Below are 26001 nucleotides of genomic sequence, written 5' to 3'. Positions count from 1 at the left end.
TGGGTTTTTAAGAAACCCTAAACTTGGCTCAGCAATCGTTGGTTACATCTTTGATTTCTCGCGGAGTAACTTGTGATGCTGATAATCTTGTTGACTATCAGTCTGACCCCACAAGCACCCACACGAATTGCTTGATTCAGTTGTTAAAGAGCGGTTGGTTAAGAGCTATTCGTCTCAACCGAGGCGCGCATTCTACAGCAGCCTCATTTGCTGTCAAGTGGTTATTTTCAGAAGTTTTCGAAGATTTCTTCAACAACTTCAACCACTTGCGCTTGCGATCTCTCGTAAGCGGGAGGCGAATTCTACAGCGTTACACGCTGCTGTCAACACCTCTTTTTCAACTTCCTTTTGGCTTCGATGAACTGAAGCAACCTGCTGTCGAAAACTACTTAACTCATTGTTTGCCAAGGAGTTTTCCGTTTCGACTGCGCCGGAAGTGGGGCGAATTATAGGCGCACAGAATCTGCCGTCAACCTTCTTTTTCACATTTCTGTCATATAGGTCAAAAAACCCAGGAAACGGGCAGGCCGGCCCCAAGGGGCCGGCCTTCTATTCACCCAGCCTTACAGGCTCGGGAAAGCGAACTGCGATGCCTCATGGCTGGCTCGCTGCGGCCAACGCTGAGTGATCGCCTTGCGACGGGTATAGAACCGCACCCCATCCGGCCCATAGGCATGCAAGTCGCCAAACAGCGAACGCTTCCAGCCACCGAAGCTGTGATAAGCCACCGGCACCGGCAGCGGAACGTTGACCCCCACCATGCCCACTTCGATTTCATCGCAGAACAGACGCGCCGCCTCACCGTCACGGGTGAAGATGCAGGTGCCGTTGCCGTATTCATGATCGTTGATCAATTGCATCGCCGCTTCCAGGCTGTCCACCCGCACCACGCACAACACTGGCCCGAAGATCTCTTCTTTATAGATACGCATCTCGGGGGTCACGCGATCAAACAGGCTGCCACCGAGGAAGAACCCATGTTCATGCCCGGCAACACTCAAGCCGCGACCATCGACGACCAACTCGGCCCCCGCCGACACACCGTCCTCTATATAGCCGCTGACCTTGTCCCGCGCCTGCCCCGTCACCAGTGGCCCCATATCCAAGCCACAGGTGGTGCCCGCGCCGATCTTCAACGCCTTGACCTGCGGCACCAGCTTGGCGATCAACGCATCCGCCACCTGGTCACCCACGCACACCGCCACCGAGATCGCCATGCAACGCTCGCCGCAGGAACCATACGCCGCGCCCATCAAGGCGCTGACGGCGTTATCCAGATCCGCGTCCGGCATCAGCACCGCGTGGTTCTTCGCCCCGCCCAGTGCCTGCACGCGCTTACCGCGTTTGGTCGCTTCGGCATAGATGTATTCGGCAATCGGCGTCGATCCTACAAAGCTAAGTGCTTTTACCTCGGGCGCCTCGATCAAAGCGTCCACTGCACCCTTGTCACCGTGCACCACGCTCAGCACGCCTTTAGGCAGACCCGCTTCCTGCAACAATTGCGCGATCAACAACGTTGAACTCGGGTCACGCTCCGACGGTTTGAGGATGAAACAGTTACCGCACACAATCGCCAGCGGATACATCCACAACGGCACCATCGCCGGGAAGTTGAACGGCGTAATCCCCGCCACCACGCCCAGCGGCTGAAAATCCGACCATGCATCAATGTTCGGCCCCACATTGCGGCTGTATTCACCCTTGAGAATTTCCGGCGCCGAGCACGCGTACTCCACATTCTCGATGCCACGCTTCAACTCACCGGCGGCATCCTCCAACGTCTTGCCGTGCTCTTCGCTGATCAACTGCGAAATACGCGCTTCGTTCTGCTCCAGCAACTGCTTGAAACGGAACATCACCTGCGCACGTTTGGCCGGCGGCGTATTACGCCAGGCCGGGAACGCCGCCTTGGCCGCGTCGATCGCCTGTTGAATGGTTTCGCGACTGGCCAACGGCACTTGGTGAATCACCTGGCCAGTAGACGGGTTGTACACGTCGGCACTGCGACCGCTGTCGTTGACCAATTCACCGTTGATCAAATGCTGGATAAGGCTCATGCAGGGCTCCTGAAAAGTTGTTCTATATAGAAGGAGAAATCAGTCGATCTTGTTCAACACTTCACCGACCGCATCGAACAGGCGATCCAAGTCCTGCGGCTTGCTGTTGAAGGTTGGCCCGAACTGCAGGGTGTCACCACCGAAGCGCACATAGAAACCGGCTTTCCACAGCGCCATGCCGGCCTCGAACGGGCGCACGATCGCATCGCCGTCACGCGGGGCAATCTGGATGGCTCCGGCCAGGCCGTAGTTACGGATATCAACCACATTCTTGCTGCCCTTCAAGCCATGCAGCGCATTCTCAAAATGCGGTGCGACTTCGGCTACGCTCTGCACGAGGTTTTCCTTCTGCAGCAGGTCGAGTGCCGCGAGGCCGGCCGCGCAGGCCACCGGGTGCGCCGAATAGGTGTAGCCGTGGGGGAATTCCACAGCGTACTCGGGCGTCGCCTGGTTCATGAAGGTCTGATAGATCTCACTGCTGGCAATCACCGCGCCCATGGGAATCGCGCCATTGGTGACTTGCTTGGCGATGCACATCAGGTCCGGGGTCACGCCAAAGCTGTCGGCGCCGAACATCGAACCAGTGCGGCCGAAACCGGTGATCACTTCGTCGAACACCAGCAGGATGTTGTGCTGATCGCAGATTTCACGCAGGCGCTTGAGATAACCCTGTGGCGGCACCAGCACGCCTGCGGAACCGGCCATTGGTTCGACGAACACCGCAGCGATGTTCGAAGCATCATGCAACTCGATCAGTTTGAGCAACTCATCGGCCAACGCGATACCGCCCAGCTCCGGCATGCCACGGGAGAACGCATTGCTCGCCAGCAAGGTATGCGGCAGATGGTCAACGTCCATCATCGACTGACCAAACAGCTTACGGTTGCCGTTGACGCCGCCAAGGCTGGTGCCGGCAATGTTTACACCGTGGTACCCACGGGCGCGGCCGATCATCTTGGTCTTGGTGGCCTGGCCCTTCAGGCGCCAGTAGGCACGCACCATCTTCACCGCAGTGTCGGCACACTCGGAGCCGGAGTCGGTGAAGAACACATGGTTGAGGTTGCCAGGGGTCAGGTCGGTGATTTTTTCCGCCAGTTGAAAGGACAGCGGATGACCGTATTGGAAGCCCGGAGAGTAGTCCAGGGTGCCCAACTGCCGGGCCACCGCTTCCTGGATTTCCTTGCGCGTATGCCCGGCGCCGCACGTCCACAAGCCCGACAGCGAGTCGTAGACCTTGCGCCCCTTGTCATCGGTCAACCAACTGCCCTCGGCGGCCACGATCAGGCGCGGATCACGCTGAAAGTTGCGGTTGGCGGTATAGGGCATCCAGTGAGCATCCAGCTTGAGTTGGCTGGCCAGGGACGATGGGGCGTTTTCCGGCATGTTCATCAGCAAAACCTCGCAAGGCAAAAGGCAGCGTCGGGATTGAAAAAGCGTTGTTGCAGCTAAATTGCCACGGGGATAAAGTCGGTGAAATTCAACTCTTCTAACCTTCAGTCAGGACTTCACTAAACTATGAGCCGTCGTCCCGACCCCCTGGCCCAGGTCAGCGACTTTGATATCCGTCTGCTGCGCATCTTTCGCAGCGTGGTGGAGTGCGGCGGGTTTTCCGCAGCGGAAACCGTACTGGGGATTGGGCGTTCGGCCATCAGCCAGCAAATGAGCGACCTGGAACAGCGCCTCGGGCTGAGGCTCTGTCAACGCGGCCGCGCCGGATTCTCATTGACTGAAGAAGGCCGCGAGGTCTATCAGTCGGCGTTGCAACTGCTGAGTGCCCTGGAAAGTTTTCGCACCGAGGTCAATGGCCTGCACCAGCACTTGCGCGGAGAGCTGATCATCGGCCTCACCGACAACCTCGTCACCCTGCCCCATATGCGCATCACCCACGCCCTGGCGCAGTTGAAGGAGCGCGGCCCGGACGTGCAGATCCAGATCCGCATGATCGCCCCCAATGAAGTGGAGCAAGGCGTACTCGATGGCCGTCTGCACGTTGGCGTGGTGCCCCAGGCCAGCGCGTTGTCCGGCCTGGAATACCAACCGCTGTACAGCGAGCGCTCGCTGCTCTATTGCGCGGTCGGCCATCCGCTATTTTATGCCGACGACAAGCAACTGGACGACGCGCGCCTCGACGGCCAGGACGCCATCGCCCCGACCTTCCGCCTGCCCGCCGAAATCCAGGCCCACTACCAGGCGCTCAATTGCACGGCCAGTGCCTCGGACCGCGAAGGCATGGCATTCCTGATCCTCACCGGCCGCTATATCGGCTACCTGCCCGATCACTACGCCAGCCTGTGGGTACAACAAGGCCGACTCCGCGCGCTGAAGTCGGCCACACGGTTTTACGACTTAAGCCTGGCATCGGTCACGCGCAAGGGCCGCCGCCCCCATTTGGTGCTGGAAAGTTTCCTGGAAAGCTTGGCAACAACGCGCTAATTCGGGCCCCACACAAAAAGCTGAGCAGGTGGACAGTTTTTTGCAAGGCATAGGCACCTTGAACCGTCCGCCCCGAGTTGACCCGCCATGCCAGCAAAATCCTCCAGCCCCAACGACCTGATCTACGGCCTCGATGACCGTCCGAAACCACTGCCCGCCCTGCTGGCCGCCCTGCAACATGTGCTGGCCGCGTTCGTCGGCATCATCACGCCACCCTTGATCATCGGTTCCACCCTGGGCCTCACCGCGCACCTGCCCTACCTGATCAGCATGGCGCTGATGGTCTCCGGCGTCGGCACGTTCATCCAGGCGCGTAGGCCGTTCGGTATCGGCGCCGGGATGATTTGCCTGCAAGGCACCAGCTTCGCCTTCCTGGGGGCGGTATTGTCCGCCGGTTTTCTGGTCAAGCAACGCGGCGGCAGCCCTGAGGACATCCTGGCGATGATCTTCGGCGTGTGCTTTTTCGGCGCCTTGGTGCAAATCGTGCTGAGCCGCTGTATGGGCCAACTGCGCCGGGTCATCACGCCTCTGGTGACCGGGATCGTGATTACGCTGATCGGCATCAGCCTGATAAAAGTAGGCATCACCGATCTCGGCGGCGGCTTCAACGCCCCCGACTTTGGCGCCCCCACCAACCTGGCCCTGGGCCTGTTCGTGGTATTGACGATCATCCTGCTCAACCGCTCGAACACGCCCTGGGTACGCCTCTCGGCCATCATCATCGGCCTGGCCCTCGGCAGCCTGGCCGCCTGGTTCAGCGGCAAGCTGGTGCCCCATGCCTTGCCCGACCTGCCTCTGATCAGCCTGCCTACGCCGTTTCGCTTTGGTTTCAACTTCGACTGGAGCGCCTTCCTGCCAATCGCGCTGATTTATCTGATCAGCAGTATCGAAACCGTTGGTGACCTTACGGCCAACTGCATGATCGCCCGTCAGCCAATCAGCGGTGCGTCTTATATAAGCCGACTCAAAGGCGGCGTGCTGGGTGATGGGGTCAGTTGCATGATCGCCGCGACGTTCAGCGCCTTCCCCAATACCACCTTTGCGCAAAACAACGGGGTGATCCAACTCACCGGCGTGGCCAGCCGTTACGTCGGCTTGTACATCGGCGCCGTGTTGATTTGTCTCGGGTTGTTTCCCATGATCGGCGCGGTGTTGCAGCAAATCCCCAAACCGGTGCTGGGCGGCGCGACCCTGGTGATGTTCGGCAGCGTCGCTGCGGCAGGTGTGCGCATCCTGGCGCAGGCGCCGCTGGATCGACGCAGCATGCTGATCATCGCCACCTCCTTCGGTGTCGGCTTGGGCATCGCCGCCCAGCCCAACCTGCTGCACTTGATGCCAACCCTGGTGCAGAACCTGTTCGACTCCGCCATCACCAGCGGCGGCCTGACTGCCATTGTGTTGTGCCTGCTATTGCCCGAGGCCAAAACCACCGATGCCGTTGCAAACCACACGCCCGAAAGTGACTCCCTGGAATCGCTTTGACGGTTTTATTGCATCAACACTTGTCTGAGGCTTGAGGGTGGGTTATCTGTGCACACGTCGCCTCTATCGATCAGCACGGAAACCTCCATGAGCCTCGAAGTTCCTGCCCACAGCAACCACGCCGGTAAACCCGCCAGCCGCATTCGGCAAAAGAACGAACAAGCGATTCTCCAGGCTGCTGAAGATGAGTTCGCGCGCCACGGCTACAAGGGCACCAGCATGAACACCATCGCTGCCAGTGCCGGGTTGCCCAAAGCCAACTTGCATTATTACTTCACCAATAAGCTTGGCCTGTACATTGCCGTACTGAGCAATATCCTGGAATTGTGGGACAGCACGTTCAACGCGCTGACCGCCGAGGACGACCCGGCCGTGGCCCTTTCCCGTTACATCCGCACCAAGATGGAATTCTCACGACGCCAGCCACAGGCCTCACGAATCTTCGCCATGGAGATCATCAGCGGCGGCGAATGCCTTACCGAATATTTCAGCCAGGACTACCGCGCCTGGTTCAGCGGCCGGGCGGCCGTGTTCCAGGCCTGGATCGATGCTGGCAAGATGGACCCCATCGACCCGGTACACCTGATCTTCCTACTGTGGGGCAGCACCCAGCACTACGCCGACTTCGCCACCCAGATCTGCCGCGTCACGGGGCGCACCAAGCTGACCAAGCAGGATATGGAAGACGCCGGCACCAACCTGATCCACATCATTCTCAAAGGCTGTGGCATCAAGCCGGCCCAATAAACGAAGCGACTTATGCCATTCACGCTTACAGGCCTTTGCGAATTTCGTGAAGAAATCCGCAAAAGCCGCTTTATCACCCTGGCGGCGCCCATTACCAGCCCGCACGACGCCCAGGCGTTTTTCGAGCAGCACAGCGACCTCAACGCAACACACAACTGCTGGGCCTGGAAACTCGCCGACCAATACCGCAGCAACGACGACGGCGAACCCGGTGGCACCGCCGGGCGGCCAATCCTCGCGGCCATCGAAGCCCAGGGTTTCGATCAGGTCGCGGTGCTGGTGATTCGCTGGTACGGCGGCATTCAACTAGGCACCGGCGGGCTGGCCCGGGCCTATGGCGGTGGCGCCAACAAGTGCCTGCAGAATGCCGAGCGCATCGAGCTGATCAGCCGCATACCCTTGCGCTGCGCCTGTGCATTCGCCGAGCTGAACCTGGTAAAACTGCGCGTTGCCGACCTTGGCGGGTTGGTGGTGGAGGAAATCTTCACCGCCAACGGTGTCGAACTGCAACTGGCTTTAGGCGAAGAGCAGGTGGATACCCTGCAAGCCCAACTGGCCGACCTGAGCCGTGGACGTATCCTGCTGCAACGCTGAAAACTGTTACTGTTATTTGCTGAACTCCCTGAACCGCGACTCTAAAAGGAAGCTTTTCATGCCTACGCCAAAAACCGCACTGATCATCGGCGCCTCGCGCGGGCTGGGCCTTGGCCTGGTCAAGCAACTGCTCCAGGACGGCTGGGACGTGACCGCCACCGTGCGCGACCCGAACAAGGCTGACGCCCTGAAAGCCGTGGGCCCGGTGCAGATCGAGAAACTCGACATGGACGATCAGCAAGCCGTGATCGCCCTGGCCCAGCGCCTGAAAGACCGCACCTTCGACCTGCTGTTCGTCAACGCCGGCGTCAAGGGCCCGGCGAACCAGGAACCTGGCCACGCGACACTGGCGGAAGTCGGCCAACTGTTTTTCACTAACGCTGTGGCCCCGATCAACCTGGCCCAGCGTTTTGTCGGGCAGATCCGCAAGGACACCGGCGTGCTGGCCTTCATGAGTTCGGTGCTGGGCAGCGTCACCATTCCTGATGGTTCGGACATGGCGTTGTACAAAGCCAGCAAGGCGGCGCTCAACTCCATGACCAACAGCTTTGTCACCCAACTGGGCGAACACAAGCCGACAGTGTTATCGCTGCACCCAGGCTGGGTGAAAACCGACATGGGCGGCGAGAATGCGCACATCGACGTCGAAACCAGCGTGCGCGGCCTGGTGGATCAGGTAAATGCCTACACCGGCAAAGGCGGTCACCATTTCGTGGATTACAAAGGCGACACCATCGCCTGGTAGATACACCGATTAACCTGTGGGAGGGGGCTTGCTCCCGATGGCGGTATTTCAGTCATATATAAGTTGGCTGATCCACCGCTATCGGGAGCAAGCCCCCTCCCACACTGACCGCGTCCGCTTGCCTGCATGTGGACCAACACGTAATCTACCCGCCTCGCCTTCCCCGGCGACCCTGGATCAGCAGACAGGGCAACACTGAGCTGGCAAACCTGAACCCATCATTCAGAGGAGCCGGCCAATGCCTGCGACCCGTATCTGGTTAAAAAATCCCCTCGCGATCTTCACCGCCAATGGCCTCGATGCCCGTGGCGGCCTGGTGCTGCAAGACGGCGTCATCACCGAATTGCTGGCCCAAGGGCAAGCACCTGCACAACCCTGTGCGCAGGTGTTCGATGCCCACGAGCACGTGGTTCTGCCCGGACTGATCAACACCCACCATCACTTCTACCAAACCCTGACCCGCGCCTGGGCGCCGGTGGTCAACCAGCCGCTGTTTCCCTGGCTGAAAACCCTGTATCCGGTCTGGGCCCGACTGACTCCGGAAAAACTCGCCCTGGCGTCGAAGGTGGCACTCGCCGAATTGCTGCTCTCCGGCTGCACCACAGCGGCAGACCACCACTACCTGTTCCCCGACGGTTTGGAAAACGCCATCGATGTGCAGGTCGACAGCGTGCGTGAACTGGGCATGCGCGCCATGCTCACCCGCGGTTCCATGAGCCTGGGCGAAGCCGAGGGTGGCCTGCCGCCGCAGCAGACCGTGCAACAAGGCCAAGTGATCCTCGACGACAGCCAGCGCCTGATCCGCCAATACCACGAGCGCGGCGACGGTGCGCAGATCCAGATCGCCCTCGCACCCTGCTCGCCGTTTTCCGTCACCCCGGAGATCATGCAAGCCAGCGCCGAACTGGCCACCTCGCTCGACGTGCGCCTGCACACGCACTTGGCGGAAACCCTCGACGAGGAAGACTTCTGCCTGCAGCGCTTCGGCCTGCGCACCGTGGACTATCTCGACAGCGTAGGCTGGCTTGGCCCGCGCACTTGGCTGGCCCATGGCATTCATTTCAATCCGGATGAAATCGCCCGCCTGGGCGCTGCCGGCACGGGCATTTGCCACTGCCCGAGTTCGAATATGCGCCTGGCCTCCGGTATCTGCCCGACCCTCGACCTGCTCGCCGCCGGTGCCCCCATCGGCCTGGGCGTGGACGGTTCCGCTTCCAACGACGCCTCGAACATGATCCTCGAAACCCGCCAGGCCCTGTACATCCAGCGTCTGCGTTACGGGGCAGAAAAAATCACGCCCGAAGGTGTATTGGGCTGGGCGACCAAAGGCTCGGCGCAGCTACTGGGGCGTACGGATATTGGTGAACTGGCCGTAGGCAAACAGGCTGACTTGGCGCTGTTCAAACTCGATGAGCTGCGCTTCTCCGGCAGCCATGATCCGATTTCCGCACTGCTGCTGTGCGGCGCAGATCGGGCGGACCGGGTGATGATCGGCGGCAAGTGGCGGGTCATTGATGGGCAGGTGGAAGGCCTGGACCTGAAAGGCCTGATCGCCGATCACAGCCAGGCGGCGCGCCAGCTGATCGCCGGAAACTAAGCCAAACGAAGTTCAACATGTGGGAGGGGGCAAGCCCTAATGCCAGTCAGTTAAGAAGTAGAAAGGGTAAAAAGTAACCTGTGGCGAGGGAGCTTGCTCCCGCTGGACTGCGCAGCAGTCCCATTTTTGGGGCCGCTTCGCGGCCCAGCGGGAGCAAGCTCCCTCGCCACAGGTACAGTGTTCGTCCTTAACTGACTGGCATTAGGGCAAGCCCCCTCCCACATTTGGCTTTATGGTGTGCTTGAAATCGGGTTACAACCCCAACAGCGACAACATGATAAACGTCGCAAACAACACAAAATGCGTCATCCCCTCAATGGCATTGGTTTCACCATCATTGAGGTTGATCGCACTGACGATCAGCGTAATAAACACCATCACCGTCTGCACCGGCGTCATTGCCATCTGGAACGGCTGGCCGCTGTAGAGCGCCATCGCTTCCATGACCGGCACCGTCAGAATCACCGTCGACAACGAGGCACCCAGTGCGATGTTCACCACCGACTGCATGCGGTTGGCCAAGGCGGCGCGCAAGGCGGTGAGGATTTCCGGCGCGGCGGAAATAGCCGCCACTACAATCGCGGTGATCACCGGCGGCGCGCCCGTGCCTTCCAGGCCCAGGTCGAGGGTCTTGGACATCACCTCGGCCAACGCGCCAATCACAATCACGCCAAACACCAGGATGCCGATCGAGAACGCGAGGTTCACGGGCGGCGCTTGCTCGTCTTCCGGCAATTTCTTGCGGCGTTTTTCCGGGTAGCTGTAGCTGAAGAAATAACTGTGTGGGCCGACCTGCATTCTCAGAAACAGGGTGTAGAGCACTACCATGGCGCCGATGGTGAAGGCCGAGTAAATTTTCCAGTCGGCCTCGGGGATAAATTCCGGCACCACCATCGACACGCCCATGGCGGTGAGAATCATCACGCTGTAGGTGCGCGCAGAATCATCGTTGTAGGACTGCTCGCCATGCTTGATACCGCCCATCAGCGCGGCCAGGCCGAGGATGCCGTTGATATCGAGCATCACCGCCGAATAGATGGTGTCGCGCACCAGTGTGGGTGAAGGCTCGTTGCTCATCATGATCGCCAGGATCACCACCTCCACCAGCACGGCCGCCAAGGTCAGGATCATGGTGCCGTAAGGGTCGCCGACCTTTTCCGCCAGTTGCTCGGCATGATGGGCTACACGCATCGACGCCATCACGATAAACGCGATCAAACCGAGGCCCGCGAGCAATGCCACAATCTGCCCGCTGTGGAGCATCCAGTGTTCCAGCGGGTAGGCGGCAATGGCGGCAATCAGCGCCAGCAGCATGAATTTTTCTTGCTTGAGGGAAGTGAGCATGGGAGGCCTTTATGTGCAGCAAATCAGTCATCGTTGGGGTACAGACTGCGCCCAGCCGCTAACGTTTCGTTACACCTTAGTTCACGCCGCTCTTGCGCGAAAAAATCAAATACTCTCCTGCTGGTCAGGTTTTGCCGATTATTTCGGCCATGGCCTGTAGAATGCCGCCATTGCACCTGATGAGATTTTTAGACATGTACGATTGGCTCAACGCCCTGCCCAAGGCTGAACTGCACCTGCACCTGGAGGGCTCGCTGGAGCCCGAGCTGCTGTTCGCCCTGGCCGAACGCAACAAGATTGCACTGCCGTGGAACGACGTCGAAACCCTGCGCAAGGCTTACGCGTTCAATAACCTGCAAGAGTTTCTCGACCTGTACTACAAGGGCGCCGATGTGCTGCGCACGTCCCAGGATTTCTACGACCTGACCTGGGCCTACCTGCTGCGCTGCAAAGCCCAGAACGTGATCCACACCGAACCCTTCTTCGACCCGCAAACCCACACCGACCGTGGCGTGCCGTTCGAAGTGGTGCTCAACGGCATCGCTGCCGCCCTCAAAGACGGCGAGCAGCAACTGGGCATCACCAGCGGCTTGATCTTAAGCTTCCTGCGCCACCTGAGCGAAGCCGAAGCCGAGAAAACCCTCGACCAGGCGCTGCCGTTCCGTGACGCGTTCGTCGCCGTGGGCCTGGACAGTTCAGAAATGGGGCATCCGCCGAGCAAGTTCCAGCGTGTGTTCGACCGCGCCCGTCACGAAGGCTTCCTCACCGTGGCCCACGCCGGCGAAGAAGGCCCGCCCGAGTACATCTGGGAAGCCATCGACCTGCTGAAAATCCAGCGTATCGACCATGGCGTGCGCGCCATCGAAGACGAGCGCCTGATGCAGCGCATCATCGACGAGCAGATCCCGCTGACCGTGTGCCCACTGTCCAACACCAAGCTGTGCGTATTCGACGACATGGCCCAGCACAACATCCTCGACATGCTCGAGCGTGGCGTGAAGGTCACCGTGAACTCGGACGATCCGGCCTACTTCGGCGGTTATGTCACCGAGAACTTCCACGCGCTGCACACCTCCCTGGGCATGACCCAGGACCAGGCCAAACGCCTGGCGCAGAACAGCCTGGATGCGCGACTGGTAAAGCCTTGACCGTTATTCACTGAATAGCGAAGGCTGAATGTGGGAAGGGGCAAACCCTAATGCCAGTCAGTTAAGGCTTTTTGTAGGAGCGAGCTTGCTCGCGAAGAACTCAGGCCCCCCGCGTTTATTCAGAATGAACGCGTTGCCTGGGCGTCTTTCGCGAGCAAGCTCGCTCCTACAGTGGACTACGTTCGCTTGACCGGCTGCACTAGGGCCTTCCCCCACATCTACCCCACCAGTCTCAAGCCTGAGTGAGTTCTTCCAACGTCTTGCCCTTGGTCTCCATCCCGAACACCCACACTACCAGCGCCGCCACCGCAAAACACAGCGCGCCCAAGGCAAACACCCCGCCCTGTCCGGTAACCGGAAACACCAACCCGGTCACCAGTGGCCCCAGCAACGACCCCACCCGCCCGATCGCCGAAGCAAAGCCGGACCCGGTTGCGCGCGCCGAGGTGGGATATAGCTCGGGCGTATAGGTGTACAACACCGCCCACATGCCAAATAGAAAGAACTGCATCAACAAGCCGGACGTAATCAGCAGCCCGACGTTGCCGCCAAACACCGCACTCTGCCCATACAAAAATGCCATCACCCCGCCACCCAGCAATGTCACCACGCACACCGGCTTACGCCCCCAACGCTCGACCAGCCACGCGGCCATGAGGAAACCCGGTATTCCGCCCAGGGAAATGATCACCGTGTAATACACCGATTGCGTCACGGCAAAGCCTGACTGCTGCAACAACGCACTCAACCACGAGGTGAGCCCGTAGAACCCGAGCAGGGCAAAGAACCAAACACTCCAGATCATCAGTACTGCGCCGACCACAGTTGCTGGAAGGCCGAGAAGAACGTGCCTGGGGTACTCGCCACTCGCGGCAAGGCCACCGGCTCAGGTAAGTCGGCGCGCCCGAGGGAGTCGCGCACCTTTTGCTCGATGCCAAGCAATACCTTGTCCGCCGCCTCATGGCGCCCGGCCTGTTCCAGCCAACGTGGCGATTCCGGAATAAAGAACCGGATGGCCAGCACAAATACCGCCGGCACCGCCAACACCAGAAAGATGTCGCGCCAGCCCACCACCGGCAGCAGGAAATACGACAGCACCCCGGCGGCGACAAACCCCAGCGGCCAGAAACCATCCATCAACGCGATATACCGCCCGCGTCGCTTCGCCGGAATCAGCTCCGACAACATCGACTGTGCAATGGGAAATTCCATGCCCATGCCAATGCCCAGCAAGATGCGAAACAGCGTCAGCGTCTCGACCGTCTGCGCCGTGGAGCACAGGTAGCTGGCGACGCCCCACAACACGATGCTCCACTGGAACACCGGCTTGCGCCCGAAACGGTCCGCGAGCATCCCCGAGAGCGACGCACCGATCACCATGCCGAAAAAGCTCGAACTGGCGAGTAAGCCGGCCTGGGCCGTACTCAGGCCGAACTCGGCTTTGATCGAGCCCAATAGAAACGTCATCATCGCCAGGTCCATGGAGTCGAAGAAAAACGCCAGGGCAATGATGATGAAAATGATTCGGTGGTAACCACTGATGGGCAACCGTTCCAGCCGCTCCGCTGCGCTATAGCCTTGCATACCCATGCCGCCGCCCCTGTCTGAAAAGTCCCCCAAAGAGTGTGCGGCATCGTCTGCCCTGGCGTTTGCTGGATGCGACCTGACCGAAACCAGGAGCGACGCGCCTACGCTGTGGCCAGCCGGTTGATCTCCGCAAGCCCGGCGTCGCTGACCGCCAAGGCCCGGGATTCATCGATCGCACTGACCCAGTTCGACTGCAGGAACAGTTGCAACAACCCCGCGCCGAGCGCACCGCCCACATGCGGTTGCTGTTGGCTCCAGTCGAAACAGTCACACACCAACGGCGACGAGAATGCCTGGATAAAGATACCCAGGCTCGCCAAATGCTGGGTGCCCTTGACCGTGACTTCGGTACGTTGTTCGTAGCGCTGGATCCACCCTGCTTCCATCATCCGCTGGTACAGGCCGGCCGCCAGTTCACCGCCGAGGTGGTCCTGGCATACACGGGCGCGACGCAACAACGGTGGTACCCGCAACGCCGCTGGCTGAGTATCCGGCGTGCTGCGCCCGACACTGGCCATGGTCGTCGTCGCCAGGGCATCGATGGCGGCGCTGACGTCCGCAGCCGCCACACGAAACAGCCGCTTGCCCCGTCGCGCTTCGACCCGCAGCAGGCCGCTGCCGGTCAACCGCGCCAAATGGGCATTGGCCGACGCTGCAGACAACCCGGCGCACGTCGCCAACTCCTCTGAAGATTTTGCCGAACCGTCCATCAATGCCCACAGCATTGCGGTGCGCTTGGGCTCGGCAAGCAAGCTGGCGATATGACTGATGCATGGTGCCTGTTCCATCTCTCGACTCCCTGTTGACGCGTTTTTCTGCCGCAGTTGGCGCCAAAGTATAGGGGCCAAAACAGCCGGTTCCATGGCGTCTTACAGCCTGGACAGGGACAGCACTTGAGCGAAATTTCCTGCTTTTCTGCCGGCCATTACTTAGCAGCGAATCGCTCCGACCGTTGCGCCGTCAATGTCGCACAACGGGACACGAGCATCTCCCGCAGCAGGTTGACGGGTTTGCTCAACTGCGCACGATGCGCGCACAGCAGGTTAAGCGGCGTGCGCTCACCGCGCAGCTCCGGCAGGATCAAGCGCAAACGCCCAGCCACGACGTCGGTACTCACATCCAGCCAGGATTTATAGGCAATGCCCACACCCGCCACCGCCCAGCGGCGCACCACGTCGGCGTCGTCACTGACCCGGTCCCCCGTGACGGTCAGGCTGACCTCGCGCTTGCCATCAAAAAAACGCCAGTGGTCATGCACGCGACCGGCGAGCATATAGAGCAAGCAATTATGCTGGGCCAGTTGTTCAAGGTGTCGCGGCTCGCCATAACGGGCCAGATAACTGGGTGCTGCGCACAGCACCCGCACATTTTCCGGGGCGATGGGCAGCGCCACCAGGCTTGAATCCTCGGGTTCGCCATAGCGCAAAGCGATGTCTACCGGTTGCCGGAACAGGTCGGCTATGCGATCACCCAGCAACAGGCGCACGCTCAGTTGCGGGTATTCACGCTGGAAATCATCCAGCCAGGGCAACAGCTGATTGCGGCCGAAATCCGAAGGCGCCGACAGTTGCAGCAGGCCGCTCACGTGGTCCTGCCCACTGGCCAACAAGCGCCGCCCTTCATCCAGTGAACTCAACGCGGCGCGGGCGTAGGTGAGAAAACCTTCGCCCTCGGCGGTCAAGCGCAAACTGCGGGTGGAGCGTGCCAGCAAGCGCGTGCCCAGTTGCTGCTCTATACGCTTCAACGCGGCACTGGCCACTGCGGGGGACAGGTCCATCACCCGCGCGGCTGCGGACAAACTGCCCAGGTCCGCCGCCCGCACAAATAACTGCAAATCATCAAAGCGAAGCATGCATTCCCGCCAATATCAATTTTTTATTGAAACAGAACGCTGTTTTATCGGCTTTTATCTGCATTGGAAATAGCCAATCATCTGCCCACGCCGTACCTTTTCGACCAGGAGTTGAGTATGTCCACTGCTTTTAACGTCATCGCCACGCTGATCGCCAAGCCTGGCCAACAAGCCACTCTGGAAACCCTGCTGCGCGGCCTGCTCGAACCGACCCGCCTGGAACCCGGCTGTGAGCAGTACGACCTGCATCAGGATCTGCAACATCCCGAGACGTTCTACATGCTCGAGCGCTGGAGCGATGAGGCGGCCCTGGCCGACCACGATCAGAGCGCGCATATCCAGAGCTTCCGGGCCCAGGCCGCCGAGGTGATTGAACACTTCGACCTCAAGCGCCTGAAGTTTCTCGCCTGACCACCAACCCTTTACCCGGAGAAATCATGAAAGCCATCGCCTACTACAGCTGCCTGCCCATCAGCGACACGAACGCCCTGCAAGACATCGAACTGCCCGAGCCCGTGGCCGGGCCGCGCGACCTGTTGGTGGAAGTCAAAGCCATCTCGGTCAACCCGGTGGACACTAAGGTGCGCCAGAACGTCGCCCCGGAAAACGGCGCGGCCAAGGTGCTCGGTTGGGACGTGGCCGGTGTGGTCAAGGCGGTCGGCAGCGAAGTCACGCTGTTCAAGGCTGGTGACAAGGTGTTCTACGCCGGCTCCCTGGTGCGCCCGGGCGGCAACAGCCAATTGCACACTGTGGATGAACGCATCGTCGGCCATATGCCACAGACCCTGGGTTTTGCCGAAGCCGCCGCGCTGCCGTTGACCGCCATCACGGCCTGGGAGCTACTGTTCGAACGCCTGCAGGTCCCCGAGGGCAAAGCGGACCTGGGCCAGAGCCTGCTGATCGTCGGCGCAGCGGGCGGCGTGGGTTCGATCCTGACCCAGTTGGCCAGCCAGCTCACTGCACTGAAGGTCATCGGCACCGCCTCGCGCCCGGAGACTCAAGAATGGGCCAAGGCCCTCGGCGCCGACCTGGTGATCGACCATAGCCAGCCGCTGAGCGAAGCGCTGAAACACGCCGGCCACCCGCACGTGACCCACGTCGCCAGCCTGACCCAGACCGACCATCACCTCGACCAACTGGTGGAAGCCCTGCAGCCCCAAGGCAAGCTGGCGCTGATCGATGACCCCAAGGCGCTGGACGTCAGCAAGCTCAAGCGCAAGAGCCTGTCGCTGCATTGGGAGTTCATGTACACCCGCTCGATGTTCGAGACACCGGACATGATCGAGCAGCATCACTTGCTCAACCGCGTGGCCACGCTAATCGACGCCGGCACCCTGAAAACCACGGTAGGCGAGCACTTCGGCGTGATCAATGCGGCGAACCTGCGACGTGCGCACGCGCTGCTGGAAAGCGGCAAGGCCAAGGGCAAGATCGTTTTAGAAGGGTTCTAGAAAACGGCTGTCAGTGTCGTCTGTCATTGATGTAGGTAATGGGCGACACCATTAGTCCGAGAGTTGACGTTTGTCATATTTGTGCGCGCATACGGGTTTATATTGGCCGCCTTTGCCACGATTCTTTTACGTGAGGAAGTCAGCAATGAAGATCCTGATAAAAGCGTTAGCAAAATCGCAGTGGGAGGTCCGCCTGGACCAGAAGTCGATTATTTTCCACACCGAAGCCGAGGCCCGTGCTTTCGCCGACACCTTGCAAGCCCGCATCCAGGCTCCCCACCGTTTCCCACTCAGCCAGCAACGCGCCGCCGCTGGCTGATCGGTCCTTCAGATCAGACCTGCGCCTGCGCGGCCCTGGCCCGTTGCAGGCGCTGGGTCGACATCGCAATCGTCACCGCCAGTACACCGCACAGGCTGATGACCATCGCCATCGGCATCGCCGTGCCGTCATGCAACACGCCCACCAACGATGCCGCCCCCGCCGCCACGCCGAACTGAATGCAACCGAGCAACGCCGACGCGCTGCCGGCACGGGCGCCTTGCCCGTTCATGGCGCACGCCGAGGTGTTAGGCAAAATGCAGCCCAGGCTGGCGATGCAGATGAACAGCGGCACCAGCAACGGCCAAAGGGCTTCGGTGCGCAGCGCTGCAATGCCCAGCAGGGCCAACGCCGCCGCTACGTAAACCCACACCGTACGCGAGAGCAAAAACGCCGGGCCGCGCTTGGCCAGTAGCCGCGCATTCAACTGCGCCACCAGGATAAACCCGGCGGCGTTGGAGCCAAACAGCCAGCCGTAATGCTCGGCGGGGACGCCATACAGCTTGATGAACACGAACGGCGAACCGGCAATGTAGGCAAACATCCCGGCAATCGAGATGCCGCCGGTCAAGGCGTAGCCGAGGTAAACCCGGTCTGACAACAGCGCGCCGTAGCGGCGCAGCGAGCCGGACAACGGCTGGCGCGGCTGATGCGCCGGAAACGTTTCCGGCAAGCCCACCGCCACCGCAACCGCCGCCATCACGCTGAACAGCGACAGCGCCAGGAAAATCGACTGCCAGCCCCACACGCCTACCATTATCCCGCCCGCCAGCGGTGCGAGAATCGGCGCCAGGCCAGTCACCAACATCAGTTGCGAATACACCTTGGCCGAGCCCACGGCATCGCATTTGTCACTCACCACCGCCCGTGAGATCACCATGCCCGCACAACCGCCGAGGGCCTGCACGAAGCGCGCGCCGATCAGCCATTCCAGGGTGGGCGCGTACGCACAGGCGAAGGACGCAAGGGTAAACAGCGTGACGCCGCTGAGCAGCGGCACGCGCCGGCCAAAGCGGTCGGCCAAGGGGCCGTAGATCAATTGACCGATGGCCAGCCCACCGAAATACACCGCCAGAGTCAGCTGGATGTGTTTTTCATCGGTTGCAAAAGCGGCTGCCATCGCCGGGAAACCCGGCAGGTAAAAATCGATCGCCAACGGCGCGAAGGCGCTCAAGGCGCCCAGGATCAGAATTATGCGAAGGTTCATCAGACACCCAAGTGAGTCGGCAGCCCGACAGTCTAGCCGCGCTTGGGCGTCTTGAACATTAAGATAGCTCGCTAACTATCGAGAATCAGACGACTGTGTAGCCTTCTTCCTTGATCAGGCCCGCGATCGCTTCACGGTCCAGTTTGCTTTGGACACTGACTTGCTTGGCCGCAAGGTCCACCGTGACCTCGGCATCTGCATCCTGGCTGCGCACCGCCTGGGTCACCGCACGAACGCAATGGCCGCAGGTCATTCCTTGCACCTTGAATACTTGCATGACATGTCTCCTTTGATGAGGTTGAACGCAGTCTCGACCTTGCCACGATGGCAAGGTCAAGTTTCAGAAACGTCGGCCGGGCTGGTATTCGGTGGCGACGTCGGCCAAGCTTCACCTTCAATAGATGTGAACCACGGAGCATTCGCCATGCGCTGGTCGATTTTTGCCCTTGCCGGCCTGATGAGTTTTTCTGCCGTTGCGCCCGCCGCTGAAGACTATGCGGTGCTGATCATTTCCCGCGAGCGCCTGGAAGTGCCGACCAACTGTGAGATCGGCCTCTACATTCAGGACCAACTGGCCGGGCGCCTGTTCCAGGAACAAGCCACCTCCTTCAATTTGCCGCCGGGCGATGTGTCATTGCGCCTCAAGCTGCTGCCGGGCCAGACACCGGGCTGCTTGCCGGGCATGCTGGCACCGCCGGCACAGAACATCACACTCAAGGCCGGCGATGTACGCAAACTGCGTATCGCCCAAGGCCCGGACGGTATGTACCTCAAAGCCGCCACGCTGGAATACTGAAGCCGCCGATCGTCCCCACGCTCCGCGTGGGGACGCCTCATGGGGATGCATTCCCACGCAGAGCGTGGGAACGATCGCGCTTGACCTTCCCCACAGGTCAAGGTTGATCCTAGGAGCATCGTCTTCTGGAGGACTGCCCCATGAATGGACCCACCACGTTTGACCTGCCCATCAGCGGCATGACCTGTGCCAGTTGCGCCGGGCGCGTGGAGCGTGCGCTGGGCAAGGTGCCGGGGGTGCAACGGGTCAGCGTCAACCTGGCCAACGAACGCGCCCACATTGAAGTACTCGGCCAGATGGCCCCCGACGTACTGATCGCCGCGGTGGAAAAAGCCGGCTACGGCGCCACCCTGCCCCAGAGCGAAACCGCCACCCAGGCCAATCAAGCCCAACGCCTGCACCACGAGCGCTGGGCGCTGATGCTCGCGATCGTGCTGGCGTTGCCCCTGATACTGCCGATGCTGGTGGAACCCTTCGGCGTGCACTGGATGCTCCCCGCCTGGGTCCAGTTCGCCCTGGCGACGCCGGTGCAATTGATCCTCGGTGCGCGGTTCTACAGTGCCGCGTGGAAAGCCGTGCGCGCCGGTGCGGGGAATATGGACCTGTTGGTGGCGATCGGCACCAGCGCCGGTTACGGCTTGAGCGTCTATCAATGGCTCACCCAACCCGCGCCGCACTTGTACTTCGAAGCCTCAGCCGTGGTGATCGCCCTGGTGCTGCTGGGCAAATACCTGGAGAGCCGCGCCAAGCGCCAAACCGCCAGCGCCATACGCGCCCTCGAAGCCTTGCGCCCTGAGCGGGCGGTCCGCGTGTTGGAGGGGCGCGAGGAAGAGGTCGCCATCAACACGCTTACGCTCGGTGACCTGGTGCTGGTCAAGCCAGGCGAACGTTTTCCGGTGGATGGCGAAGTGGTCGACGGCCAAAGCCATGCCGACGAAGCACTGATCAGCGGCGAAAGCCTGCCGGTGCCGAAGCGGCCCGGCGATACGGTTACTGGCGGCGCGATCAACGGTGAAGGCCGCCTGTTGGTGCGTACCCGGGCCCTGGGAGCGGAAAGCGTGCTGGCACGGATCATCCGCCTGGTCGAAGACGCCCAGGCCGCCAAGGCACCGATCCAGAAATTGGTGGATAAAGTCAGCCAGGTATTCGTCCCGACCGTGCTGGTACTGGCATTGCTCACCCTGGCGGGCTGGTGGCTGTACGGCGCGCCGCTGGAGAGCGCAATCATCAATGCGGTCGCGGTACTGGTGATCGCCTGCCCATGTGCCTTGGGCCTGGCGACGCCGACGGCGATCATGGCCGGCACCGGCGTTGCCGCGCGCCACGGCATTCTGATCAAGGATGCCGAAGTCCTGGAGCATGCCCATGGGGTGAGCGCCGTAGTCTTCGATAAAACCGGCACCCTCACTTCGGGCACGCCGAAAATCACCCATTTGGCGGCGCTGGATGGCAACGAATCGTTACTGCTGCAACAGGCGGGGGCCTTGCAGCGCGGCAGCGAGCACCCGCTGGCCAAGGCCGTGCTGGACGCCTGTGACGAACGCGGGCTGAGCGTGGCCGATGTCAGCGCCAGCCAGTCCCTGACTGGGCGCGGCATCGCCGGTACCCTTGATGGTCGGCAATTGGCCCTGGGCAATCGGCGCCTGCTGGAAGAGGCAGGCCTCAGCGCGGGCCAGTTGAGTCAGCGCGCGACGGCATGGGAAGCCGAGGGGCGTACCTTGTCCTGGCTGATCGAGCAAGGCACAAGCCCTCGCGTGCTGGGGCTGTTCGCATTCGGCGACACGCTCAAGCCCGGCGCGCTGCAGGCCGTGCAGCAACTCAAGGCGCAGCACATCAGCAGCCACCTGCTTACCGGCGACAATCGCGGCAGCGCGCGGGTGGTTGCAGAGGCGCTGGGCATCGACGATGTACACGCCGAAGTGCTGCCCGCCGACAAAGCCGCCACCGTGACCGCACTGAAAAAAACCGGCGTGGTGGCCATGGTCGGCGACGGCATCAACGACGCACCGGCCCTGGCCGCCGCCGATATCGGCATCGCCATGGGCGGCGGCACCGACGTAGCCATGCACGCCGCCGGCATCACCCTGATGCGCGGCGACCCGCGCCTGGTGCCGGCGGCCCTGGAGATCAGCCGCAAGACCTACGCGAAAATCCGCCAGAACCTGTTCTGGGCGTTTGTGTATAACGTGATCGGCATTCCCCTGGCCGCCTTCGGCCTGCTCAACCCGGTGCTGGCAGGTGCGGCGATGGCGTTGTCCAGCGTCAGTGTGGTGAGCAATGCGTTGCTGTTGAAAACCTGGAAACCCAAGGACTTGGAGGATCAACGCCCATGAATATCGGCCAAGCCGCTCGCCAGAGCGGGCTGAGCGCGAAGATGATTCGCTACTACGAATCCATCGGTCTGCTCAAGGCAGCCCACCGTACCGACAGCGGTTATCGCATCTATGGCGCAGACGACCTGCACACCCTGGCGTTCATCAAGCGCTCGCGCGACCTGGGGTTTTCACTGGAAGAGGTCGGCAAACTGCTGACCTTGTGGCAGGACCGACAACGGGCCAGCGCCGACGTGAAAGCCTTGGCGCGCCAGCATATCGATGAGCTGAATCAAAAAATCCGCGAGTTGGCGCAACTGCGCGACACGTTGCAAGACCTGGTGGAGCACTGCCAGGGCGACCACCGACCGGATTGCCCGATCCTCAAGGAATTGGCCTCCGGCAGTTGCTGCACCTGATGCTCCAACTGACTCAACACACAACCAAATGTGGGAGGGGGCTTGCTCCCGATGGCGGTGTATCAGTCACTGTAAATATTGACTGAACCACCGCTATCGGGAGCAAGCCCCCTCCCACACTTCGATCTCCATGTGCCGGGAAATCACTGCATCCAAGGCGGCGGCGGTTCTTCGGCGGTCTTGGTGGGTGGGGCATCATCTGCCGCGCGATTCGCTTGCTTGCGCTCTTCATCCAGCCGCGCCGCTTCGATCTCGCGGATCACACCGCCCACATCCGCCAGTTCTTCCGGCTCGTCGAACTCACCGGTCAAGATGCTGGCCGGGTGCAGGATACCGGCTTCATACAGCGCCCACATTTCCTTGGCGTACTTGGTCTTCTTCAGCTCCGGGGCAAAGCGCCCGAAGTAGGAAGCCATGTTGCCCACATCCCGCTCCAGCATGCTGAATGCGTGGTTGTTGCCCGCTGCATCCACTGCCTGGGGCAGGTCGATGATCACCGGGCCCGTTGGCGTGAGCAGTACGTTGAACTCGGACAGGTCACCGTGCACCAGCCCGGTACACAGCATCAGCACGATCTGGGAAATCAGGAAGGCGTGGTATTCACGCGCCTGGTCCGGCTCCAAGGTCACGTCATTCAGGCGTGGCGCCGCATCGCCATACTCGTCGGCGACCAGTTCCATCAACAGCACGCCTTCAAGAAAGTCGTACGGCTTGGGCACGCGAACGCCCGCACCGGCCAGGCGGAACAACGCCGCTACTTCGGCGTTCTGCCAGGCATCTTCGGTTTCTTTCTTGCCGAACTTGGAGCCCTTGGCCATGGCCCGGGCCTGGCGGCTGTTACGGACCTTACGGCCTTCCTGGTATTCGGACGCCTGACGAAAGCTTCGTTTATTCGCCTCCTTGTAAACCTTGGCGCAACGCAATTCGTTGCCGCAGCGCACCACATAAACAGCTGCTTCTTTACCACTCATCAGTGGGCGCAGCACTTCGTCGACCAGACCGTCTTCGATCAGGGGTTCAATGCGTTTAGGAGTCTTCATCAGCTTTTATTGTGGGTCCTGTATTACCAAACACGCGTGTGGCACTCGTTATACGGCAATCGGCGCGCCGGTGGGAGAGGCTACCGACCTCTGGCCCACGAAGAATGCATTCAATATGCCAATTTTGCCCGGTAATCAACGTTCGATAATCGCCGTCACACCCTGCCCCCCCGCCGCACAGATCGAAATCAGCCCACGTCCTTTCCCGGCTGCATCCAGCAACTTGGCCAGGTTGGCGACGATGCGCCCACCAGTCGCGGCAAACGGGTGCCCGGCGGCCAGGGAGCTGCCCTTGACGTTCAGACGGCTGCGGTCGATGGCGCCCAGCGGCGCATCCAGGCCCAGGCGCGTGCGGCAATAGTCGGCATCTTCCCAGGCCTTGAGCGTGCACAACACCTGGGCGGCGAATGCTTCGTGGATCTCGTAGTAATCGAAGTCCTGCAGCGTCAGTCCGTTCCTGGCCAACAAACGCGGTACGGCGTACACCGGCGCCATCAGCAGGCCTTCGGCACCGTGGACGAAATCCACCGCCGCCGCTTCGCCATCGCGCAGGTACGCGAGGATCGGCAAGCCGCGCTCGTTGGCCCAGGCTTCACTGCCCAGCAGCACCAGCGAGGCGCCGTCAGTCAGCGGCGTCGAGTTGCCGGCGGTGAGCGTGCCCTTTTCACTGCGCTCGAAAGCGGGCTTGAGCGCGGCGAGTTTTTCCAGGGTCAGGTCAGGGCGCAAGTTGTTGTCGCGGGTCAGCCCCAGAAAAGGCGTCAGCAAATCGTTGTGCCAGCCCTCGGCGTAGGCGGCGGCCATTTTCTGATGGCTCTCCAGGGCAAGCTGGTCCTGCTCGGCGCGAGGAATCTGCCAGGTCTGCGCCATCAGCTCGCAGTGCTGGCCCATGGACAAGCCGGTGCGCGGCTCACCGTTGCGCGGCAGTTCCGGCTTGAGGTGCTGCGGACGAAGCTGTAACAAAACTTTTAGCTTATCCACCATGGACTTGCTGCGGTTGGCCTGCAGCAAAATCTTGCGCAGGCCCTCATTGACGCCAATCGGCGCATCGGAGGTGGTGTCCACCCCGCCGGCGATACCGCATTCGATCTGGCCCAGGGCAATCTTGTTGGCCACCAGCAATGCCGCCTCAAGCCCGGTGCCGCAGGCCTGCTGCACGTCGTAGGCCGGGGTTTGCGGCGACAGGCGCGAGCCGAGTACGCATTCGCGGGTGAGGTTGAAATCGCGCGAATGCTTGAGCACCGCGCCGGCGGCCACCTCGCCGAGGCGCAGGCCGTGCAGGTTGAAACGTTCGATCAGGCCTTCCAGGGCAGCAGTGAGCATCGCCTGGTTACTTGCCGTGGCGTAGGGGCCGTTGGAGCGGGCGAAAGGAATGCGATTACCGCCAATGATCGCCACACGGCGCAATTGAGTCATGGAAAGCTCCCTCTGTCTGTTATGGGCGTGATCAGTGAGCCTAGTCGAACGACTGCTACCCTGGAATGGTCCACCTTTTGAACCCCAGTCTTCGGAGAGCGTTCCATGTCAGACCGTTATATCGACTTCGCCAACTCCAGCCTCGGCCATCGCCTGGTCGCCGCCCTTGGCCTGCCGTCGCCGGTACGCCTGGAACGCTGGCAAGCCGGGCGCCTGCGCCCGGTGGAAGGTGCACTGCTGCTGGGCGGTGGCGCGCTGGTGACTAAAGTGTTGCCGTTTGCCAACAAACTCACCGATGCCGTCTACAGCTACGGTGCCGAAGCGCTGGACGCGCCGGCGTGGATTCCAGGCCACGGTCCCAAGCTCAAGGCCGTGGTCTTCGACGCCAGCGCCTTGCAGCACACCGATCAGCTCAAGCAGCTACGTGAATTTTTCCAGCCCCTGCTGAAAAACCTCGCTCACAGCGCCCACCTGGTGATCCTTGGCCGCGCGCCGGAAAGCCTCAGTGACCCGTTCGCCGCCAGCGCCCAGCGCGCCCTGGAAGGGTTCAGCCGTTCCCTGGCCAAGGAACTGCGCAGCGGCGGTGTGCTGCAGTTGCTGCAGGTGGACGAGGGTGCCGAGGACCAATTGGAAGGCGCGCTACGGTTTTTCCTGTCGCCCAAAAGTGCCTATATCTCCGGGCAGGTGATTCGCCTGCAGGCCTGCGCCACGCCGGTCGAAGACTGGACACGCCCGTTGGCCGGGCGCAAAGCCCTGGTGACCGGCGCTGCGCGTGGTATTGGCGCCTCCATCGCCGAGACCCTGGCCCGCGATGGCGCCGAGGTGATCCTGCTGGATGTGCCCCAAGCCAAGGCCGACCTCGACGCCCTGGCCGCCCGCTTGAATGCGCGCACCCTCACCCTGGATATCTGCGCCGAAGATGCCGCCGGCCAGTTGATCGAACACTTGCCGGACGGCCTCGATATCCTGGTGCACAACGCCGGTATCACCCGCGACAAGACTCTGGCCAACATGACCCCGGAATACTGGGACGCGGTGCTGGCGGTCAATCTCAATGCGCCGCAGGTGCTGACCAAGGCGCTGCTCGACAGCGGCACCCTGCGCGACAATGCCCGCGTGGTGCTGCTGGCTTCCATCAGCGGCATTGCCGGCAATCGCGGGCAAACCAACTATGCGGCGAGCAAGGCCGGGCTGATCGGTTTGGCCCAGGCATGGGCACCGCTGCTGCAAACGCGCGGGATCAGCATCAATGCCGTCGCCCCCGGCTTTATCGAAACCCAGATGACCGCACATATTCCGTTCGCCCTGCGCGAGGCCGGGCGCCGCATGAGTTCCCTGGGCCAGGGCGGTGTGCCGCAGGACGTGGCCGAAGCCGTGGCCTGGCTGAGCCAGCCGGGTTCGGGTGCCGTCAGCGGCCAGGCGCTGCGGGTGTGTGGGCAAAGTCTTCTGGGAGCGTGA

At 61.4% G+C, this 26001-nt stretch carries 23 protein-coding genes and 1 pseudogene; 14 read left to right on the top strand and 10 right to left on the bottom strand.

Annotated features, from left to right (window positions below; translation table 11 throughout):
- Nucleotides 1-563: 563 nt before the first annotated feature.
- A complete protein-coding gene (locus tag C4J85_RS03270) occupies nucleotides 564-2057 on the bottom strand; it encodes a CoA-acylating methylmalonate-semialdehyde dehydrogenase (RefSeq protein WP_124369482.1) in 1494 nt (497 codons plus the stop codon).
- Between the two features lie 39 nt (nucleotides 2058-2096).
- The gene (locus C4J85_RS03265) at nucleotides 2097-3446 is read right to left on the bottom strand and encodes an aspartate aminotransferase family protein (protein ID WP_124408986.1); all 1350 of its coding nucleotides are present in this window, start codon (nucleotides 3444-3446) and stop codon (nucleotides 2097-2099) included.
- A gap of 126 nt (nucleotides 3447-3572) precedes the next feature.
- Here C4J85_RS03265 and C4J85_RS03260 point away from each other — a divergent pair, with 126 nt between their 5' ends.
- The 6 genes from C4J85_RS03260 to C4J85_RS03235 all read left to right on the top strand — a co-directional run bounded on the left by C4J85_RS03260 (nucleotide 3573) and on the right by C4J85_RS03235 (nucleotide 9655).
- Complete coding sequence (locus C4J85_RS03260) at nucleotides 3573-4490, top strand: LysR family transcriptional regulator (RefSeq protein ID WP_124408985.1); 918 nt, start codon at nucleotides 3573-3575, stop codon at nucleotides 4488-4490.
- Nucleotides 4491-4577: 87 nt separating this feature from the next.
- Entirely contained in the window at nucleotides 4578-5972 is a 1395-nt protein-coding gene (locus tag C4J85_RS03255; protein WP_124408984.1) for a uracil-xanthine permease family protein, read from the top strand.
- A gap of 87 nt (nucleotides 5973-6059) precedes the next feature.
- Nucleotides 6060-6719, top strand: coding sequence for a TetR/AcrR family transcriptional regulator (locus C4J85_RS03250; RefSeq protein ID WP_124361147.1), 660 nt, complete (start codon nucleotides 6060-6062; stop codon nucleotides 6717-6719).
- A gap of 12 nt (nucleotides 6720-6731) precedes the next feature.
- Nucleotides 6732-7313: a YigZ family protein gene (locus C4J85_RS03245; RefSeq protein WP_124408983.1), complete on the top strand. Its 582-nt coding sequence runs from the start codon at nucleotides 6732-6734 to the stop codon at nucleotides 7311-7313.
- Between the two features lie 58 nt (nucleotides 7314-7371).
- Nucleotides 7372-8058, top strand: a complete 687-nt coding sequence (locus C4J85_RS03240; RefSeq protein ID WP_124361145.1) for an SDR family oxidoreductase — start codon at nucleotides 7372-7374, stop codon at nucleotides 8056-8058.
- A gap of 238 nt (nucleotides 8059-8296) precedes the next feature.
- A complete protein-coding gene (locus C4J85_RS03235) occupies nucleotides 8297-9655 on the top strand; it encodes an 8-oxoguanine deaminase (RefSeq protein ID WP_124408982.1) in 1359 nt (452 codons plus the stop codon).
- Between the two features lie 252 nt (nucleotides 9656-9907).
- Here C4J85_RS03235 and C4J85_RS03230 read toward each other — a convergent pair whose 3' ends face one another.
- Nucleotides 9908-10999 (bottom strand): calcium:proton antiporter, encoded by a 1092-nt coding sequence (locus tag C4J85_RS03230; protein WP_124408981.1) that lies wholly within the window; start codon nucleotides 10997-10999, stop codon nucleotides 9908-9910.
- Between the two features lie 194 nt (nucleotides 11000-11193).
- Between C4J85_RS03230 and C4J85_RS03225 the strand changes: the two genes are divergently transcribed.
- On the top strand, nucleotides 11194-12147 hold the full coding sequence (locus C4J85_RS03225; RefSeq protein ID WP_124365708.1) for an adenosine deaminase: 954 nt from the start codon (nucleotides 11194-11196) through the stop codon (nucleotides 12145-12147).
- A gap of 232 nt (nucleotides 12148-12379) precedes the next feature.
- Here the strand turns inward: C4J85_RS03225 and C4J85_RS03220 are convergent.
- From C4J85_RS03220 to C4J85_RS03210, 3 genes and pseudogenes are all read right to left on the bottom strand, one after another.
- Nucleotides 12380-13737: pseudogene (locus C4J85_RS03220) on the bottom strand (MFS transporter).
- 98 nt (nucleotides 13738-13835) lie between these two features.
- Complete coding sequence (locus C4J85_RS03215) at nucleotides 13836-14522, bottom strand: helix-turn-helix transcriptional regulator (RefSeq protein ID WP_124408980.1); 687 nt, start codon at nucleotides 14520-14522, stop codon at nucleotides 13836-13838.
- A 137-nt stretch (nucleotides 14523-14659) separates the two neighbouring features.
- Nucleotides 14660-15586 carry a LysR family transcriptional regulator gene (locus C4J85_RS03210; RefSeq protein ID WP_124408979.1) on the bottom strand — a complete coding sequence of 309 codons (927 nt, stop codon included), beginning with the start codon at nucleotides 15584-15586 and terminating at the stop codon, nucleotides 14660-14662.
- Nucleotides 15587-15703: 117 nt separating this feature from the next.
- Between C4J85_RS03210 and C4J85_RS03205 the strand changes: the two genes are divergently transcribed.
- The 3 genes from C4J85_RS03205 (at nucleotide 15704) to C4J85_RS27430 (ending at nucleotide 17356) form a co-directional block, all read left to right on the top strand.
- A complete protein-coding gene (locus C4J85_RS03205) occupies nucleotides 15704-15997 on the top strand; it encodes a putative quinol monooxygenase (RefSeq protein WP_124365704.1) in 294 nt (97 codons plus the stop codon).
- 26 nt (nucleotides 15998-16023) lie between these two features.
- Nucleotides 16024-17037 carry a zinc-binding alcohol dehydrogenase family protein gene (locus tag C4J85_RS03200; protein ID WP_124408978.1) on the top strand — a complete coding sequence of 338 codons (1014 nt, stop codon included), beginning with the start codon at nucleotides 16024-16026 and terminating at the stop codon, nucleotides 17035-17037.
- 145 nt (nucleotides 17038-17182) lie between these two features.
- Nucleotides 17183-17356: a hypothetical protein gene (locus C4J85_RS27430; RefSeq protein ID WP_164484509.1), complete on the top strand. Its 174-nt coding sequence runs from the start codon at nucleotides 17183-17185 to the stop codon at nucleotides 17354-17356.
- Nucleotides 17357-17369: 13 nt separating this feature from the next.
- On the opposite strand, the gene C4J85_RS03195 is transcribed toward C4J85_RS27430, so the two are convergent.
- Nucleotides 17370-18563 (bottom strand): multidrug effflux MFS transporter, encoded by a 1194-nt coding sequence (locus C4J85_RS03195; RefSeq protein WP_124365702.1) that lies wholly within the window; start codon nucleotides 18561-18563, stop codon nucleotides 17370-17372.
- A gap of 85 nt (nucleotides 18564-18648) precedes the next feature.
- Nucleotides 18649-18840, bottom strand: a complete 192-nt coding sequence (locus C4J85_RS03190) for a heavy-metal-associated domain-containing protein (RefSeq protein WP_124361135.1) — start codon at nucleotides 18838-18840, stop codon at nucleotides 18649-18651.
- A 147-nt stretch (nucleotides 18841-18987) separates the two neighbouring features.
- Here C4J85_RS03190 and C4J85_RS03185 point away from each other — a divergent pair, with 147 nt between their 5' ends.
- The 3 genes from C4J85_RS03185 to cueR all read left to right on the top strand — a co-directional run bounded on the left by C4J85_RS03185 (nucleotide 18988) and on the right by cueR (nucleotide 22090).
- On the top strand, nucleotides 18988-19359 hold the full coding sequence (locus C4J85_RS03185) for a hypothetical protein (RefSeq protein WP_124361134.1): 372 nt from the start codon (nucleotides 18988-18990) through the stop codon (nucleotides 19357-19359).
- A 140-nt stretch (nucleotides 19360-19499) separates the two neighbouring features.
- Nucleotides 19500-21692, top strand: a complete 2193-nt coding sequence (locus tag C4J85_RS03180) for a cation-translocating P-type ATPase (protein ID WP_124408977.1) — start codon at nucleotides 19500-19502, stop codon at nucleotides 21690-21692.
- Nucleotides 21689-22090: a Cu(I)-responsive transcriptional regulator gene (gene cueR, locus C4J85_RS03175; RefSeq protein WP_124361131.1), complete on the top strand. Its 402-nt coding sequence runs from the start codon at nucleotides 21689-21691 to the stop codon at nucleotides 22088-22090. The genes C4J85_RS03180 and cueR overlap by 4 nt, the downstream gene beginning before the upstream one ends.
- Nucleotides 22091-22233: 143 nt before the next feature.
- Here the strand turns inward: cueR and C4J85_RS03170 are convergent, their stop codons facing one another.
- Both C4J85_RS03170 and C4J85_RS03165 read right to left on the bottom strand, forming a co-directional pair.
- Entirely contained in the window at nucleotides 22234-23130 is an 897-nt protein-coding gene (locus tag C4J85_RS03170) for a PA4780 family RIO1-like protein kinase (protein ID WP_124361130.1), read from the bottom strand.
- 135 nt (nucleotides 23131-23265) lie between these two features.
- Complete coding sequence (locus C4J85_RS03165) at nucleotides 23266-24543, bottom strand: acetyl-CoA C-acetyltransferase (protein WP_124365699.1); 1278 nt, start codon at nucleotides 24541-24543, stop codon at nucleotides 23266-23268.
- Nucleotides 24544-24648: 105 nt separating this feature from the next.
- On the opposite strand from C4J85_RS03165, the gene C4J85_RS03160 reads away from it, so the two are divergent.
- Nucleotides 24649-26001, top strand: a complete 1353-nt coding sequence (locus C4J85_RS03160; protein ID WP_124408976.1) for a 3-oxoacyl-ACP reductase — start codon at nucleotides 24649-24651, stop codon at nucleotides 25999-26001.

This window comes from Pseudomonas sp. R4-34-07 (genome assembly GCF_003852375.1).
Classification (GTDB): Bacteria; Pseudomonadota; Gammaproteobacteria; order Pseudomonadales; family Pseudomonadaceae; genus Aquipseudomonas.
This window is presented reverse-complemented; position numbering and strand designations above follow the sequence as displayed.